This window comes from uncultured Oscillibacter sp. (genome assembly GCF_900544955.1).
Lineage (GTDB): Bacteria > Bacillota > Clostridia > Oscillospirales > Oscillospiraceae > Oscillibacter.
The window spans coordinates 1-15,017 of sequence record NZ_UQXD01000053.1; the positions used below are offsets into that span (position 1 = coordinate 1).

Sequence of the window (15,017 nt, forward strand, 5' to 3'; positions counted from 1 at the left end):
CCGCCTCATTTCAGATACCGGCGCACCCGCCGGGACACCAGCACCGCCAGGGCCAGCTTCACCAGGTCCGGCAGGACGAAGGGGAACACGCAGGCGCTCAGGGCGGAGAGCAGGCCCATGGGCCCCTTGGTCTGGGTGTACACCATCAGGAACCAGGCGGTGCCGAAGGCGTAGCACACCGCAAGGCCCAGCAGGCAGGCGCACACCGTCACCGGCAGGGAGGTGCCGAAACGGGCGGTGAGGAGCCAGAACAGCGCCGCGGACACCAGAAAGCCCACGATGTACCCCCCGGTGGTACCCAGCAGCACTCCCAGGCCCCCCTGGAAGTTGGAGAACACCGGCAGGCCCACGGCCCCCATCAGCAGATATACCACCACGGCGTACAGTCCCCGCCGTCCCCCCAGGGTGGCCAGCGCCGCGAACACGGCGAAGGTCTGGAGGGTGAAGGGCACCGTCAGGGGAATGGAAATCCAGGCGCACACCGCCATCAGTACCGCGAACAGCGCGATATACGCAAGGTCCACCGTCCGGAACCGGGTCTTGTCAGCAGTCATTGGGAGAGCCTCCTTCTTTTGGAATGCTCCCAGCATACGCCTTGCCGCCCTGATTGTCAACCATAAAAATAAACATGGTTAACAACTGGGGGGAAACCGAGGGCGGGAGAGCGCGCTCTCCCGCCGCTTCAGAGGATGGTGCCGGGACAGAGCTCCCGGACCTTGGCCTGGATGGACTTCAGGTCCTCGAAGGTCTCCGGCCGCTTGCCCACGTCCCGCAGCAGCGCCGCCGGGTGGTAGATGGCGGTCATCTGCACGCCGCCCCGGCTGAACCACTGGCCGTGCTCCACGGTGATTTTGAACTCCTCCTTGATGATGGCCTTGGCGGCGATGCGCCCCAGGCAGACGATGACCTTGGGCCGCAGCAGGGCCGTCTGCCGCCGGAGCCAGCCCATGCAGGCGTCCTGCTCCACGTTCAGGGGGTCCCGGTTGTTGGGGGGACGGCATTTGACGATGTTGGCGATGTAGACCTTGGTGCGGTCCAGGCCGATGATCTCCAGCATGTCGTCCAGCAGCTGCCCCGCCCGTCCCACAAAGGGGACGCCCTGCTCGTCCTCGTGCTGGCCGGGGCCCTCTCCGATCAGCAGAATTTCCGCCGTCTCCGCCCCGGTGCCGAAGACCACGTGGGTGCGGGTCTGGGCCAGGTCGCAGCCCTGGCACGCCATGCAGTCCGCCCGCAGGCTCTCCCAGGTGTCGGCCATGTGTCCGCCTCCTTTTTTAAGTGGTTTTTTGTGATTATACCACGGGAGGCCGGTTGGCGCAATGGCGGGAATATTGTCCCCCCGCCGGGGCACACTGGGACGGGAGGGAAGACGATGGCACTTTGGCTCTGGCAGTTTTGGACATACAGCTTTCTGGGATTTTTACTGGAAAAGGCATTCGCCGCCGCCACCGGGTCAGCGCGGCGGGCGCGGCGGTGCTTTCTGCTGCTGCCCCTGTGCCCGGTGTACGGCCTGGGGGCCCTGGCGGTGCTGGCTCTGCCCCCGGCGCTGACGGACTCCTTCTGGGGGCTGGCGGTGTGGGGCGGCCTGGCGGCCACGGCGGTGGAGTACGCCGTCCACTGGGGGTATGAGGCGGCCTTCGGCGTCCGCTTCTGGGACTACGGCCAGGTGTGGGGCAATCTCCGGGGACGGGTGTGCGTGCCCTTCTCCCTGGCATGGGGAGTGCTGCTGGCGGCGGGACTGCCGCCGGTCCAGGGGTGGCTGGCCCCCCGGCTGGCGGCCATTCCGCCCCAGCTCACCTACGCCGCCCTGCTCCTCTTCACCGCCGACGCTCTGCTCTCCGCCCGGCTGCTGTACCGGACCGGAGAGGCGGAGTCGGTGCGCCCGCCGCTGTTCCGGGCAGGGAGAGAGCCCCCGGCGCAGCCGGAGGCGTGAGGGTGCCCCAAAGGTGCCGCAAGCGTTCTTTCGGGGGGCTGCGGCCCGTTGTATGTAAGCGGTGCGTCTTCGGCGCATCGCTTGTACGCCTGCGGGCCGAGAAAAATGTTCCGCCCCGGGAGACGATTTGAATAGGAGAAGGCCTCCGGCTCAGCCGGAGGCCTTCGTCTGTTTGGAGAGGTCCTTGCCGCCGGGCTTCCAGCGGCACAGGTGCTCCTGGCAGTGGCGGCACTGGAGCGACTGGTTGCTGCTCTCGAAGAACCGCTCCCGGCGGAAGAGGTACGTCACCTCCCAGCGCAGAAACACCACCGTGGCCAGGATACAGGCGGACTGGGAAAAGGCGTTGTGCAGGGCCAGCAGCGGCGTGCACAGCATCAGGTAGTCCCAGTTGTAGATGCGGCAGGTGGTGCAGCAGCGGTTGTGCATGATCCAGGCCTGGAAGGGACAGAAGAACAGCACGCAGAAAATGTCGCACACCCCGTAGAACCCGGCCAGGCACACCAGGAAGCGCTGGTCCGCCAAGCCCTGCCGGTAGGCCAACAGGATCAGGGCGTTGGCGGCGGCCCATACCGCCAGCACCCGCCCCGCCCCCAAATCCGCCTCCCGCACCGCCTGGGGGGACACCACCCGGCCGGTGGAGCGGAAGCGGCTGCCGAACACCTTCTGGCAGCCCAGGCTCTCCAGCCGGGAGGGGAAGAGGCGGAAGACCATGGAGGCCATCAGCAGCAGCCAGAGGGCCGTCATGGGGGAGGGGTGGAGAGGCCCCGCCGCCAGGTCCGCGGCGAACCGCTCCGGCAGGGCCAGGGCGTAGAAGAGCAAACCGGCGAAGGCGGCGGTCCGGACCGCCAGGCGGCAGGCGTAAAACCGCCGGGTAACGGACGAGTTCATGGTTTTCATAGGGCAGGGGGCACCCTCCTTTTTTCAGATAGGCGCTCCTCCAGCCACCGGGCGATGTCCTGGTAAATGGTTTCCCGGCAGTCCTCCTGGAGGAGCTCGTGGCGCAGGTCCGGATACAGGCGGAGGGAGACCTGCCGCACCCCGGCCCGCTGAAAGCTGCGGAAGGCTCGCCGGACCCCCTTGCCGCACGCCCCCACCGGGTCCATGGCGCCGGAGAGGAAGAGGACGGGGGTGGTGAGGTTCATCCGCCGCAGGTGCTCGGGCTGCTCAATATAGGCGATGCCCGCCAGCATCTCCCGGAAGAGGCCGATGGTGGGGGTCTCGCCGCAGAGGGGGTCCTGGAGGTAGGCGTCCACGTTCTCCCGGGAGAGGCTCAGCCAGTCGAAGGCGGTGCGGTTGGGGGCGAAGTGCCGGTTGTAGGAGCCGAAGGCCAGCCGGTCCACCAGGGGGCTGGGGCGGTCCTCCCCGATCCGGCGGCTCTCGGCGGCGGCCGTCGCCCGGCCTGCGGCCACCAGGGCGGGGGGCATCTGGCCGGTGCCCATGAGGATGGCGCCGTCCACAGTGCCGGGGTAGCGGATCAGGTAGGTCCGGGCCAGGAAGGAGCCCATGGAGTGGCCCAGCAGAAAGCAGGGCAGGCCGGGAAACCGCCGCCCCGCCAGCTCCCGGCGGGCGTACAGGTCCGCCGTCACCCAGTCCCAGCTGCCCTTGGGGCCGAAGTACAGCCGGGGGGCGCCGGGGGCCACGGAGGCCCCGTGGCCCAGGTGGTCGTGGCCCGCCACCGTGAAGCCCCGGTTTGTCAGAAACTCCGCCAGGGGCCGGTAGCGCAGAAGATACTCCGCCACGCCGTGGGAGACCAGCACCACCGCCCGGGGGGCCGTCTCCGGCGTCCACTCCACCGCGTGGAGGGCGGTTTTTCCGTCGGCGGAGGGAAAGGTAAATTCCGTTTGCACCATGGAAACATCTGCCTCCTTGTGGTATACTCGTTGGAGACATCGTATCACATCCTGCGGGAAAATGCCAGAGGAGGTTGTTTATGGAAGCCTTTGTCGTCGCCCTGGACCAGGGAACCACCACGTCCCGGGCCATTCTCTTCAACCAGGCGGGGGAGATCGTCTCCCGGGCCCAGCACCCCTTCCGCCAGATTTACACCCAGCCCGGCTGGGTGGAGCACGACCCCATGGAAATCTGGGCCACGGAGCGGCGGGCCCTGGCGGAGGCGGTGGCCCACACGGACCCCAAGCAGATCGCCGCCCTGGGCATCACCAACCAGCGGGAGACCACCATCCTCTGGGAGCGGGCCACCGGCCGCCCGGTGTACAACGCCATCGTCTGGCAGTGCCGCCGCACCGCCGCCATCTGCGAGCAGCTGAAGGCGGACGGCCTGGAGGAGCTGGTGGCGGAGCGGACGGGCCTCCTCATCGATGCCTACTTCTCCGGCACCAAGCTCAAGTGGCTGCTGGACAACCTCCCCGGCGTCCGGGATCGGGCGGAGCGGGGGGAGCTGTGCGCCGGCACGGTGGACACCTGGCTGATCTGGCAGCTCACCGGCGGGCGGGTCCACGTGACGGACTACTCCAACGCCTCCCGCACCATGCTCTTCAACATCCATACCCTGGCGTGGGATGAGGAGCTGTGCCGCCTTTTGGGCATCCCCATGGCCCTGCTGCCTGAGCCCCGGCCCAACAGCCAGGTGTACGGCGCCGTGGCGGAGGGGCTGCCCGGGCTGGAGGCCCTGGCGGGCATCCCCATCTGCGGCAGCGCCGGGGACCAGCCCGCCGCCCTCTTCGGGCAGGCCTGCTTCACCCCCGGCCAGGCGAAGAACACCTACGGCACCGGCTGCTTCACGCTGATGAACGTGGGCGGGGCGCCGGTGCGGTCCCGGGCGGGGCTGGTGAGCTCCGTGGGCTGGTCCGTGGGGGGCGAGACCACCTACGCCCTGGAGGGCAGCGTCTTCAACGCCGGCAGCACCATCCAGTGGCTCCGGGACGAGCTGGGCCTCATCGAGACGGCGCCGGAGTGCGACCGGCTGGCGGAGAGTGTCCCCTCCTCCGGCGGCGTGTACATCGTGCCCGCCTTCACCGGCCTGGGGGCGCCCTACTGGGACATGTACGCCCGGGGGACCATGGTGGGCCTCACCCGGGGCACCACCCGGGCCCACATCGCCCGGGCGGTGCTGGACGCCATCGCCTTCCAGGTGACGGACCTGGTGCACGCCATGGCCGCCGACGCCCCCTGCCCGCTGACGTGCCTGCGGGTGGACGGCGGCGCGTCGGTCAGCGACATCTTGATGCAGACCCAGGCGGATTTGCTCCGCCTGCCGGTGGACCGCCCCGCCCAGGTGGAGACTACCGCCTTCGGCGCGGCGGCCCTGGCGGGGCTGGCGGCGGGGGTCTGGAGCGACCTCCGGGAGCTGGAGGGCCTGCGCCGCAGCCAGCACGTCTTCCAGCCCCAGCGGGAGGAGGCGGCCTGCGCCGAGAGCTACCGCCAGTGGCGCCGGGCGGTGGAGCGGTCCCGGGCGTGGATTGAAAACGATATGTAAACAAACGGAAATGCGGTTGCGTTTGCCATAAAAGTGGGGTATACTGAATCCAAAGACCCGGGAAACTGGGGAAAAATGGGACAAAAAAGCGGCCGCAGAGCCGGAGATGAAAGGGGAACCCCATATGGCATTTTTTGATGAACTGACCAAAATGGCGAAGGACGTGGCCACAGTGGCCGCGGATAAGGCAAAGGATGCCGCCGAGATGGCGAAGGACGCCGCCGAGGTGGCCAAGATCAACGTCGCCATCGCCGGCGAGCAGCGGGAGATGGACAAGAACTACCGCGTCATCGGCGAGTGGTTTGTCAGCGAGTACGAGGGGGAAATCCCCGACGCGGTGCGGGAGCTGGTGGACGCGGTGTCCGCCGGCAAGGCGAGAATCGCGGAGCTGGAGGCCAGCAAGCCCGCCAAGGAAGAGGAGCCCGTGGTGGTGGAGAGCGTCCCCGCCGAGAAGAAGTGCCCCATCTGCGGCGCGGAGTCCGACAGCAAGTTCTGCCCCCAGTGTGGGGCGCCCATGGGAGAATAAGCGGCATTTGGGCCGGCCCGGAGAGGGCCGGCCCTTTTTTCGCCGGGAGCGGGGCGCAGGCCGTCCCCGCGTTGTTTCCCGTCCCCCGGGTCGCTTCTCACGCTTTGGCAGCTTCCTGTCCCCGAGACGGTTTTCGTTCCCGGGCTGGTTCTCACGCCCTGACTGTTATCTGTCTCTGGGACAGTCCTCGTTCCCGGGTCGCTTCTCACTCCCCGGCCGCTCTCTGTTCATGGGGAGTTCTTCGTTCCTGGGCCGCATCTCACGCCCCGGCTGCTCCCTGTTCATGGGACGGTTCTCGTCCCCGAGGCGCTTTTTACTCCCCGGCTGTTACCTACCCCTGGGGCGGTCCTCGTTCCCGGGTTGCTTCTCACGCCCTGGCTGCTCCCTGTCCATAGGACGTTCCCTGTTCCTGAGCGGCTCCCCGGTCCTGGAGCGTTCCCCGCCACCCGGACCGCTCCCTGTTTCCTGGGGTCATCCCTGTCCCGGGGACGGTCCTCCTGCCGGACGATCTTCCCGCTTCGCCGGTGTGCCGCCGGGGGTGCTTCCCGGGCCGGGAGAAAAAGGCGGCGCGGGGCTCTTGAGTTTTTGCCGCGGACATGCTATCTTGTTCCTATGGAAACGTATGAACTCATCCGCTCCCGCCGGAGGACCCTGGCGCTGGAGCTGACACGGGAGGGCGGGGTGCTGGTCCGGGCGCCGCTGCACCTGGCCCGGGGTCCCATCGACGCCTTCGTGGAGCGCCACGCCGCTTGGATCGCCCGCCACCGGGCCCGGCAGCAGGCCCGGCCCTCCCTGTTCCCACCGGACCCCACGCCGGAGGAGATCGCGGCACTGAAGGCCCGGGCAGAGACCGTTTTGCCGCCGAAGGTGGCGGCGTGGAGCCGGAAGATGGGCCTGGTCCCCACCGGGGTGCGGATCACCGCCGCCCGGAAGCGCTACGGCAGCTGTAGCGGGAAAAACAGCCTCTGCTTTTCCTGCTTCCTCATGAACGCCCCGGAGGAGGCCGTGGACCTGGTGGTGGTCCATGAGCTGTGCCACATCCGGGAGAAGAACCACGGTCCGGGGTTTTACGCCCTGCTGGAGCGCTACCTTCCCGACTACCGGGAGAGAAAGAAACTTTTGAGATAAGGAGCCGTACCAATGAACAAGCTGAACCTCACCCAACTGCTGGAGAGCAACCCCTACCCCGGTCGGGGCATCGTCCTGGGCCGCAGCGCCGACGGCAAGTCCGCCGTGGCGGCCTATTTCATCATGGGCCGCAGCGAAAATTCCCGGAACCGGGTCTTCTCCGCCACGGAGGACGGCATCCGCACCGAGGCCCACGACCCCTCCAAGATGACGGACCCCAGCCTCATCATCTACCATCCCGTCCGGCAGGTGGGCCGGGGGCTGATCGTCACCAACGGCGACCAGACCGACACCGTCCGGGACTACATCCTCCAGGGCCGCACCTTTGCGGAGGCCCTGCACAGCCGGGAGTTTGAGCCGGACGGCCCCAACTACACCCCCCGCATCTCCGGCCTCCTCAGCCCCGACGGCAGTTTCCAGCTCTCCATTTTGAAGTCCGCCGACGGAGACCCCGGCTGCTGCCACCGGTATTTCTTCTCCTACGACCGCCCCCTGGCGGGGGAGGGCCGCTTCATCCACACCTACATGGGCGACGGCAGCCCCCTGCCCTCTTTCGAGGGGGAGCCGGAGCGGGTGATTTTGGAGGACTCCGACGCCGCGTCCCTGGCGGAGCGGATGTGGAACGCCCTCCACCCGGAGAACAAGGTGGCCCTCTTTGTGCGCTACGTCTCCCTGGCGGACGGCTCCCATCAGGATGTCATCCGAAACAAGTTCTGAGCCAATCATATACCGCGAGATCAGGCCTCCGCCGGAATCCCGGCGGAGGCCTTGAGCTGTCAACAGGGCCTCCCGGCGGTTCGTCGTCGGAGCAGGGGGGGGAACTGCGCACCGCCGCCGCGGCGGACGCGTGGCGGCGACAGCTGCCCGGCTGGCCGATGTGCACGCGGTACGCCGAAGGCGCACCCGCGTGCGCGCAATGGGATGCAGCCTTCTACGTGCCGCAGGCGCGTTTTTGGGAGACGCAAAAGCCGCCGCTGGAATTCCAGCGGCGGCTTTTCTCATGCCCGGGGGGTGGTGTCCCGGTCCAGAGGCAGGTCCGGGCGGCGGGCCCGGATGGCGCTTAGCACCGTGTCCGCCTCCGCCTGGGTCTCGAAGAGGAAGTCCTGGTAGAACTCCCCGTCGTAGAAGGCCCGGAGCCGCACCATGGGCAGCTGTTTGCCGCAGCAGCCGGTGACGGTGATGGCGGTATTTTTGGACCAGGCCTTGGAGAGGGCGGCAAAGGGCAGATACTGGGTGCCGGGGAAGGCGGGGAAGTAGACGGCCTCGCCCCCCACCCGGTACTGCCCCGCCCGGCGGGCGGTGCGGCGGTCCTCGGCGGGGTTTTCCAGTTGACAGGTCCGGGACAGGGATTTCAGCGGCAGCAGCGGCATAGGGCAGCCCTCCTTTTTCGTTTTTGATATCATACCACTTTCCTGGGAGAATGAATATCGCAAAAGCAACCATTTGCAAAAAAATGGGCGGACAGAGGGGAATCCTCCTTACAAAACAGTGACGGTTGACATTTTTCACCGGAATGGCTACAATAGAAACTCAGTGAAAACCGCGCTGCGGCGCGATTGAATCATCATTGTGTAAAGGATGGAGACTCATGGCACAGGATAAAAGACAAGTGGACGCCATCACCGCCCGGGACGTGGATTTTGCCCAGTGGTACACCGACGTGTGCAAGAAGGCGGAACTGATTGACTACACCTCCGTCAAGGGCATGTTCATCTACCGCCCCTATGGCTACGCCATCTGGGAAAACATCCAGCAGGAGCTGGACAGCCGCTTCAAGGAGACCGGGCATGAGAACGTGTATCTCCCCGTGCTGATTCCCGAGTCCCTGCTCCAGAAGGAGAAGGACCACGTGGAGGGCTTCGCCCCCGAGTGCGCCTGGGTCACCATGGGCGGCAGCGAGAAGCTGGAGGACCGCCTCTGCATCCGTCCCACCAGCGAGACGCTGTTTTGCGAGCATTACGCCAACATCATCCACTCCTGGCGGGACCTGCCCAAGCTGTACAACCAGTGGTGCAGCGTCCTGCGGTGGGAGAAGACCAGCCGCCCCTTCCTGCGCCACCGGGAGTTCCTCTGGCAGGAGGGCCACACCATGCATGCCACCGAGGAAGAGGCCCGGCAGGAGACCATGCAGATGCTGAACATCTATGCCGACTTCATGGAGAACTTCCTGGCCATGCCCGTCATCCGGGGGCGGAAGACGGAGAAGGAGAAGTTCAAGGGCGCGGAGGAGACCTTCACCGTGGAGTGCATGATGCACGACCACAAGGCCCTCCAGGCCGGCACCAGCCACTATTTCGGCGACGGCTTCGCCAAGGCCTTCGACATCACCTTCGCTGGGAAGGACAACCAGCCCCACCATCCCCACCAGACCAGCTGGGGCGTCAGTACCCGCATGATCGGCGGCATCATCATGACCCACGGCGACGACAACGGCCTGGTGCTGCCGCCCCGGGTGGCGCCCATCCAGGCGGTGGTGATTCCCGTGGCCCAGCACAAGCCCGGCGTCCTGGACGCCGCCGCCGCCCTGCGGGAGCGGATGAAGGCCGCCGGCATCCGGGCCAAGATGGACGACTCCGACAACTCCCCCGGCTGGAAGTTCGCCGAGTATGAGATGAAGGGCGTGCCCCTGCGGGTGGAGCTGGGGCCCAAGGACATCGAGAAGGAGCAGTGCGTCATCGCCCGCCGGGACACTGGCGAGAAGGTGCCGGTTCCTCTGGCGGAGCTGGAGGAGACGGTGCGGCGTCTGCTGGATGCCGTGCACGACAACATGTACGCCACGGCGCTGAAGAACCGGGAGGACAACACCTTCGACATCAAGACCCCGGAGGAGGCCAAGGCCATCGCCGAGGGGAAGGGCGGCTTCCTGCGCTCCAAGTGGTGCGGGGATCTGGCCTGCGAGCTGGCCATGAAGGAGCGGGCGGGGGTTTCCTCCCGCTGCATGCCCCTTGCCCAGAGCGGCACCGAGGGCGTGTGCCCGGTGTGCGGGAAGGCGTGCACCACGGATATCTATTGGGGCGTGGCCTACTAATATAAAAGGAAGAGGGGGAGCGGGGGCTTCTCCTCTTCCTTTTGGCCTGGCGGGAGAGTCCGCCCTCGGGCGGGACGGGGGAATCCGCAGTCCGGCAGGAGGACGGCGGGAATCCCCCGTCCCCGCGCCGGTGCGCGGCCGTCTTCCGCTCATGCCCGTAAGGCGGCATCCCCCGTCCTATGGGGGCGGCCCCTATTCTCATCTCACAGCCTCCACTCCCCGAAAAAAGGGGAAAAAGCAAAAACCGCCTTTCGGCGAGAGAATTCCCGTGGGGACAGCCAAAAAAATCTTCAATTTTTCATGAAAAACAGAGAATTTCCTCTTGACATTGGGTATCTTTTCTTTTATTATAAATAGGTCCGCGCGAGAGGGGCACACCCCGCTGCGTGGAACTGCGATGAACCGGGAGATTGCTCGGCGACGAGGTAACTTCCGGGGAGTATGTCCGATAATCGGGCGGCTGAGAAAGATCATCTGTACGTTGCGTAGATCGCCACGCCATGATCCCTGTACCGGCCGGATTTCCCTGCGCCGGTATTTTTCATGAGCAGGAATGATACGCACGGTTAAGCGTATAGAAAAACTTCTCTCGCCGTACGGAGTCGAGACCGCGAGAAAACTACGTACGAAAACAGGAGGAAACAACCATGGCACAGAAAGAAATGATCCGCATTCGTCTGAAGGCCTATGATCACCAGGTCATCGACCAGAGCGCAGAGAAGATCGTCGAGACCGCCAAGCGCACCGGCGCCGAGGTCTCCGGCCCCATCCCTCTGCCCACCAAGAAGGAAGTCGTCACCATCCTGCGGGCCGTGCACAAGTACAAGGACAGCCGCGAGCAGTTCGAGCGCCGCACCCACAAGAGACTGATCGACATCACCAAGTCCTCTCCCAAGACGGTGGAGGCGCTGATGGCCCTGGAGCTGCCCGCCGGCGTGGAGATCGAGATCAAGCTGTAAGGCCTGGCTCCTGCGCGAACCTTACTTTAATTTGTTTGCTGCCATGTCCGCCGACTTGCGAGGCGGACGGGTCATGTCGGCAGAGCAATGCGGCGGTGCCCAACACCGCTCGTATCTAAGCCGACCAATAACCTTTAAGGAGGAATATACATGAAAGCAATCATCGGCAAAAAAGTGGGCATGTCCCAGATTTTTGACGAGAACGGCCATGTGATCCCCGTCACGGTCATCGAGGCGGGTCCCTGCACGGTCGTTCAGAAGAAGACTTCCGAAAAGGAAGGCTACCAGGCCGTCCAGATGGGCTATGAGGACATCGCCGAGCGCAAGCTCACCAAGCCCGAGCTGGGCCACCTGAGCAAGGCCGGCGTCGGCCCCAAGAAGCACCTGCGGGAATTCGACCTGGAGAACGCCGCCGAGCTGAACATCGGTGACGTGGTGAAGGCCGATACCTTCCAGGTCGGCGACTTCGTGGACATCACCGGCACCAGCAAGGGCCACGGCTATGCCGGCGTTATCAAGCGCCACGGCGCCCACCGCCTGAAGGAGACCCACGGCACCGGCCCCGTCCACCGTCACGCCGGCTCCATGGGCTCTTCCACCGATCCCTCCCGCATTTTCAAGGGCAAGATCGGCGCCGGCCACATGGGCGTTGACCAGGTCACCGTCCAGAACCTGTCCGTCGTGAAGGTCGATCCCGAGCTGAACATGCTGGTCGTCTGCGGCGCCGTGCCCGGCCCCAAGGGCGGTCTGGTCACCATCAAGAGCACCGTCAAGGTCCACAAGGTCAAGCAGTCCGGTGCCGATATCAGCAAGAACCCGCAGAAGGCTTCCGGCCGCAACCCGCAGAAGGCTTCCGCCAGAAACAAGTAAGAAAGGGGTGCTTAAGTAATGTCTTCCATGAAAGTTTTGAACATGGCCGGCGCAGAAGTCGGTACCGTGGAACTGAGCGACGCCATCTTTGGTATCGAGCCCAACGAAGTCGTCGTCCACGAGGTCGTCAAGAACCACCTCGCCAATTGCAGACAGGGCACCCAGAGCGCCCTCACCCGTGCCGAGGTTTCCGGCGGCGGCAAAAAGCCCTGGCGCCAGAAGGGTACCGGCCACGCCCGTCAGGGTTCCACCCGGGCTCCCCAGTGGACCCACGGCGGCATCGTGTTCGCCCCCAAGCCCCGGGATTACAGCTACGTGCTGAATAAGAAGGTCAAGCGGCTGGCTCTGAAGTCCGTCCTGTCCGCAAAGGCCGCCGAAGGCAAGCTGGTCGTGATCGACGCCATCCGGATGGATGCCATCAAGACCGCCGCCTTCCGCAAGTTCCTGGCTGCTGTGAACGTCGGCGGCAAGGCCGTCGTCGTGACGCCCGCTGTTGACGACGTGATCGTCAAGAGCGCCCGGAACATCCCCGGCGTGCTGACCACCCCCGCCACTCAGCTGAGCGTCTACGACATCCTGAACGCCCAGTACCTGGTGGTGGATCAGAGCGCCCTCGCAAAAATCGAGGAGGTGTACGCGTAATGGCTACCGCATACGACATCATCATCCGTCCCATCATCACCGAGCGTGCCATGTCCGGCGCCGCCGACAAGAAGTACGTGTTCGAGGTTGCCAAGGACGCCGGCAAGATCGAGATTAAGAAGGCCGTGGAAGAGATTTTCAACGTGAAGGTCGCTTCCGTCAATACCCTGACGGTGCCCGGCAAGGAAAAGCGCATGGGCGCCGGCCGCCCCGGCATGACCAAGACCTGGAAGAAGGCCTATGTCCAGCTGACGGCGGACTCCAAGACCATCGAGTTCTTCGAAGGCATGGTCTGATAACGGAAGGAGAGGAAAGCATATGTCTATCAAAACCTTTAAGCCGACGACTCCCTCCAGACGTCAGATGACGGTCTCCGGTTTCGACGGCATCGACAAGAAGGCCAAGCCCGAGCCCAGCCTGACGACTTCCCTGAAGAAGTCCGCCGGCCGCAACAGCTACGGCCGCATCACCGTCCGCCACCGCGGCGGCGGCAACAAGCGCAAGTACCGCATCATCGACTTCAAGCGGGACAAGGCCGGCTCTGCCACCGTGCTGCGCCTGGAGTACGATCCCAACCGCAGCGCCAACATCGCCCTCATCCAGTATGAGGACGGCGAGAAGCGCTACATCCTGGCCCCCGTTGGCCTGAAGGCCGGCCACAAGATCATGACCGGCGCCGACGCGGACATTCTGCCCGGCAATGCGCTGCCCATCGCCAACATCCCCGTGGGTACCGTGATCCACAACATCGAGCTCCATCCCGGCAACGGCGCCCAGCTGGTGCGCTCCGCCGGCACCTCTGCCCAGCTGATGGCCAAGGAGGGCGACGACGCCCAGATCCGGATGCCCTCCGGCGAGGTCCGCATCGTGCGCACCAACTGCATGGCCACCATCGGCCAGGTGGGCAACATCGAGCACGAGAACGTCAACATCGGCAAGGCCGGCCGCAAGCGCCACATGGGCTGGCGGCCCACCGTCCGGGGCTCCGTCATGAACCCCAACGACCACCCCCACGGCGGCGGCGAGGGCCGCGCCCCTGTGGGCCGTCCCGGCCCCGTCACTCCTTGGGGCAAGCCCGCCATGGGTTACAAGACCCGCTCCAAGAAGAACCCCACCAGCAAATTCATCGTGAAGCGCCGCAACGAGAAGTAAAGGAGGCAAGGAACTATGAGCAGATCGATTAAAAAAGGCCCGTATGTTGCCCCTGAGCTTCTGAAGCGGGTCGAAGAGCTGAATGCCAAGAACGAGAAAAAGGTGCTGAAGACCTGGAGCCGCAGCTCCACCATCTTCCCCGCCTTCGTCGGCCACACCATCGCCGTCCACGACGGCCGCAAGCATGTGCCCGTCTATGTCCAGGAGGACATGGTCGGCCACAAGCTGGGGGAGTTCGCCCCCACCCGGACCTTCCGGGGCCACCGGAAAGATAACTAAGTAAGGAGGATGCAGAACATGGAAAAGAAAGAAGCGAAAGCGTACCTGCGCTATGTCCGCATCGCTCCCCGCAAGATTCAGATCGTCTGCGATCTGATCCGCGGCAAGGACGCCGGCACCGCCATGGCGATCCTGATGCAGACCCCCAAGGCCGCTTCCGAGCCGCTGCAGAAGCTGCTCAAGAGCGCCGTGGCCAACGCCGAGAACAACTTCGGCATGGACCCCTCCAAGCTGGTGGTGTCCGAGGTATTCGCCACGCCCGGCCCCATCCTCAAGCGGATGATGCCCCGGGCCCAGGGCCGTGCCTATCGTATCAATAAGCGCACTTCTCACGTCACCCTGGCTGTGACGGAAAAGGCATAAGAGGGAGGAGACAGTTTTATGGGACAGAAAGTAAATCCCCACGGCCTGCGCGTGGGTGTCATCAAAGACTGGGATTCCCGTTGGTATGCCAGTGATGAGAAGGTCGGCGATCTGATCGTTGAGGATCAGAAGATCCGCAAGTATCTGAAGAAGGCCCTGTACGGTGCCGGCGTTCCCAAGATCGAGATCGAGCGCAGCAGCGACGTGGTCACCATCTATCTGCACTGCGCCCGTCCCGGTGTGGTCATCGGCAAGGGCGGCGAGCAGGTGGAGCAGTACCGTCTGGCCGTGGAGAAGCTCATCGGCAAGAAGGTGAAGCTGAACATCGTCGAGGTCAAGAACCCCGACATGAACGCCCAGCTGGTGGCGGAGAACATCGCCCAGCAGCTGGAGAAGCGCATCTCCCACCGCCGCGCCATGAAGAACGCCATGGCCCGCGCCATGCGCGCCGGCGCCAAGGGCATCAAGACCTGCTGCTCCGGCCGTCTGGGCGGACGGGAGATCGCCGGCGTGGAGCACTATCACGAGGGCACCATCCCCCTGCAGACCATCCGCGCCGACATTGAGTACGGCTTCGCGGAGGCCGCCACCACCTTCGGCCGCATCGGCGTGAAGGTGTGGATCTACAAGGGCGAGGTCCTCTCCCAGACCCTGCGCACCACGCCCCGGACCATGGATACCTCCAAGCCCTACCAGGAGCGGCG

At 65.2% G+C, this 15,017-nt stretch carries 19 protein-coding genes; 14 read left to right on the plus strand and 5 right to left on the minus strand.

What is annotated here, in order from left to right:
* Positions 1-5: 5 nt before the first annotated feature.
* A complete protein-coding gene (locus QZS21_RS10485) occupies positions 6-554 on the minus strand; it encodes a biotin transporter BioY (RefSeq protein ID WP_295583131.1) in 549 nt (182 codons plus the stop codon).
* Between the two features lie 128 nt (positions 555-682).
* Complete coding sequence (locus QZS21_RS10490) at positions 683-1,255, minus strand: uracil-DNA glycosylase family protein (protein ID WP_295583133.1); 573 nt, start codon at positions 1,253-1,255, stop codon at positions 683-685.
* Between the two features lie 114 nt (positions 1,256-1,369).
* Between QZS21_RS10490 and QZS21_RS10495 the strand changes: the two genes are divergently transcribed.
* Positions 1,370-1,930, plus strand: a complete 561-nt coding sequence (locus QZS21_RS10495; RefSeq protein WP_295583135.1) for a putative ABC transporter permease — start codon at positions 1,370-1,372, stop codon at positions 1,928-1,930.
* 150 nt (positions 1,931-2,080) lie between these two features.
* On the opposite strand, the gene QZS21_RS10500 is transcribed toward QZS21_RS10495, so the two are convergent.
* Together QZS21_RS10500 and QZS21_RS10505 are read right to left on the minus strand one after the other, a co-directional pair.
* Positions 2,081-2,827, minus strand: a complete 747-nt coding sequence (locus QZS21_RS10500) for a hypothetical protein (RefSeq protein ID WP_295583137.1) — start codon at positions 2,825-2,827, stop codon at positions 2,081-2,083.
* Positions 2,824-3,780: an alpha/beta fold hydrolase gene (locus tag QZS21_RS10505; protein WP_295583139.1), complete on the minus strand. Its 957-nt coding sequence runs from the start codon at positions 3,778-3,780 to the stop codon at positions 2,824-2,826. Before QZS21_RS10505 ends, QZS21_RS10500 begins: the two co-directional genes overlap by 4 nt.
* A gap of 80 nt (positions 3,781-3,860) precedes the next feature.
* Here QZS21_RS10505 and glpK point away from each other — a divergent pair, with 80 nt between their 5' ends.
* The 4 genes from glpK to QZS21_RS10525 all read left to right on the plus strand — a co-directional run bounded on the left by glpK (position 3,861) and on the right by QZS21_RS10525 (position 7,737).
* On the plus strand, positions 3,861-5,366 hold the full coding sequence (glpK, locus tag QZS21_RS10510; RefSeq protein WP_295583141.1) for a glycerol kinase GlpK: 1,506 nt from the start codon (positions 3,861-3,863) through the stop codon (positions 5,364-5,366).
* A 124-nt stretch (positions 5,367-5,490) separates the two neighbouring features.
* On the plus strand, positions 5,491-5,892 hold the full coding sequence (locus QZS21_RS10515) for a zinc ribbon domain-containing protein (protein ID WP_295583143.1): 402 nt from the start codon (positions 5,491-5,493) through the stop codon (positions 5,890-5,892).
* Positions 5,893-6,504: 612 nt separating this feature from the next.
* Positions 6,505-7,020, plus strand: a complete 516-nt coding sequence (locus QZS21_RS10520; protein ID WP_295583145.1) for a M48 family metallopeptidase — start codon at positions 6,505-6,507, stop codon at positions 7,018-7,020.
* A gap of 12 nt (positions 7,021-7,032) precedes the next feature.
* Positions 7,033-7,737, plus strand: a complete 705-nt coding sequence (locus tag QZS21_RS10525; RefSeq protein ID WP_295583147.1) for an IMP cyclohydrolase — start codon at positions 7,033-7,035, stop codon at positions 7,735-7,737.
* Between the two features lie 281 nt (positions 7,738-8,018).
* Here QZS21_RS10525 and QZS21_RS10530 read toward each other — a convergent pair whose 3' ends face one another.
* Positions 8,019-8,390, minus strand: a complete 372-nt coding sequence (locus tag QZS21_RS10530; protein WP_295583149.1) for a hypothetical protein — start codon at positions 8,388-8,390, stop codon at positions 8,019-8,021.
* Positions 8,391-8,608: 218 nt separating this feature from the next.
* Here QZS21_RS10530 and proS point away from each other — a divergent pair, with 218 nt between their 5' ends.
* From proS to rpsC, 9 genes are all read left to right on the plus strand, one after another.
* Positions 8,609-10,048, plus strand: a complete 1,440-nt coding sequence (gene proS / locus QZS21_RS10535) for a proline--tRNA ligase (protein ID WP_295583151.1) — start codon at positions 8,609-8,611, stop codon at positions 10,046-10,048.
* 647 nt (positions 10,049-10,695) lie between these two features.
* Positions 10,696-11,007: a 30S ribosomal protein S10 gene (rpsJ, locus tag QZS21_RS10540; protein WP_187028143.1), complete on the plus strand. Its 312-nt coding sequence runs from the start codon at positions 10,696-10,698 to the stop codon at positions 11,005-11,007.
* 150 nt (positions 11,008-11,157) lie between these two features.
* The gene (gene rplC, locus QZS21_RS10545; protein ID WP_295583154.1) at positions 11,158-11,877 is read left to right on the plus strand and encodes a 50S ribosomal protein L3; all 720 of its coding nucleotides are present in this window, start codon (positions 11,158-11,160) and stop codon (positions 11,875-11,877) included.
* Between the two features lie 18 nt (positions 11,878-11,895).
* Entirely contained in the window at positions 11,896-12,519 is a 624-nt protein-coding gene (rplD, locus tag QZS21_RS10550; RefSeq protein ID WP_295583157.1) for a 50S ribosomal protein L4, read from the plus strand.
* Positions 12,519-12,815, plus strand: a complete 297-nt coding sequence (gene rplW, locus QZS21_RS10555; RefSeq protein ID WP_295583158.1) for a 50S ribosomal protein L23 — start codon at positions 12,519-12,521, stop codon at positions 12,813-12,815. Before rplD ends, rplW begins: the two co-directional genes overlap by 1 nt.
* Before the next feature lie 22 nt (positions 12,816-12,837).
* Positions 12,838-13,671 carry a 50S ribosomal protein L2 gene (gene rplB, locus QZS21_RS10560; RefSeq protein ID WP_295583160.1) on the plus strand — a complete coding sequence of 278 codons (834 nt, stop codon included), beginning with the start codon at positions 12,838-12,840 and terminating at the stop codon, positions 13,669-13,671.
* A 15-nt stretch (positions 13,672-13,686) separates the two neighbouring features.
* Positions 13,687-13,950, plus strand: a complete 264-nt coding sequence (gene rpsS / locus QZS21_RS10565) for a 30S ribosomal protein S19 (protein ID WP_295583162.1) — start codon at positions 13,687-13,689, stop codon at positions 13,948-13,950.
* An 18-nt stretch (positions 13,951-13,968) separates the two neighbouring features.
* On the plus strand, positions 13,969-14,313 hold the full coding sequence (gene rplV / locus QZS21_RS10570) for a 50S ribosomal protein L22 (RefSeq protein ID WP_295583164.1): 345 nt from the start codon (positions 13,969-13,971) through the stop codon (positions 14,311-14,313).
* Between the two features lie 18 nt (positions 14,314-14,331).
* Positions 14,332-15,017 (plus strand): 30S ribosomal protein S3 (gene rpsC / locus QZS21_RS10575; RefSeq protein WP_295583166.1); only part of this gene is annotated, 686 nt, incomplete at its 3' end.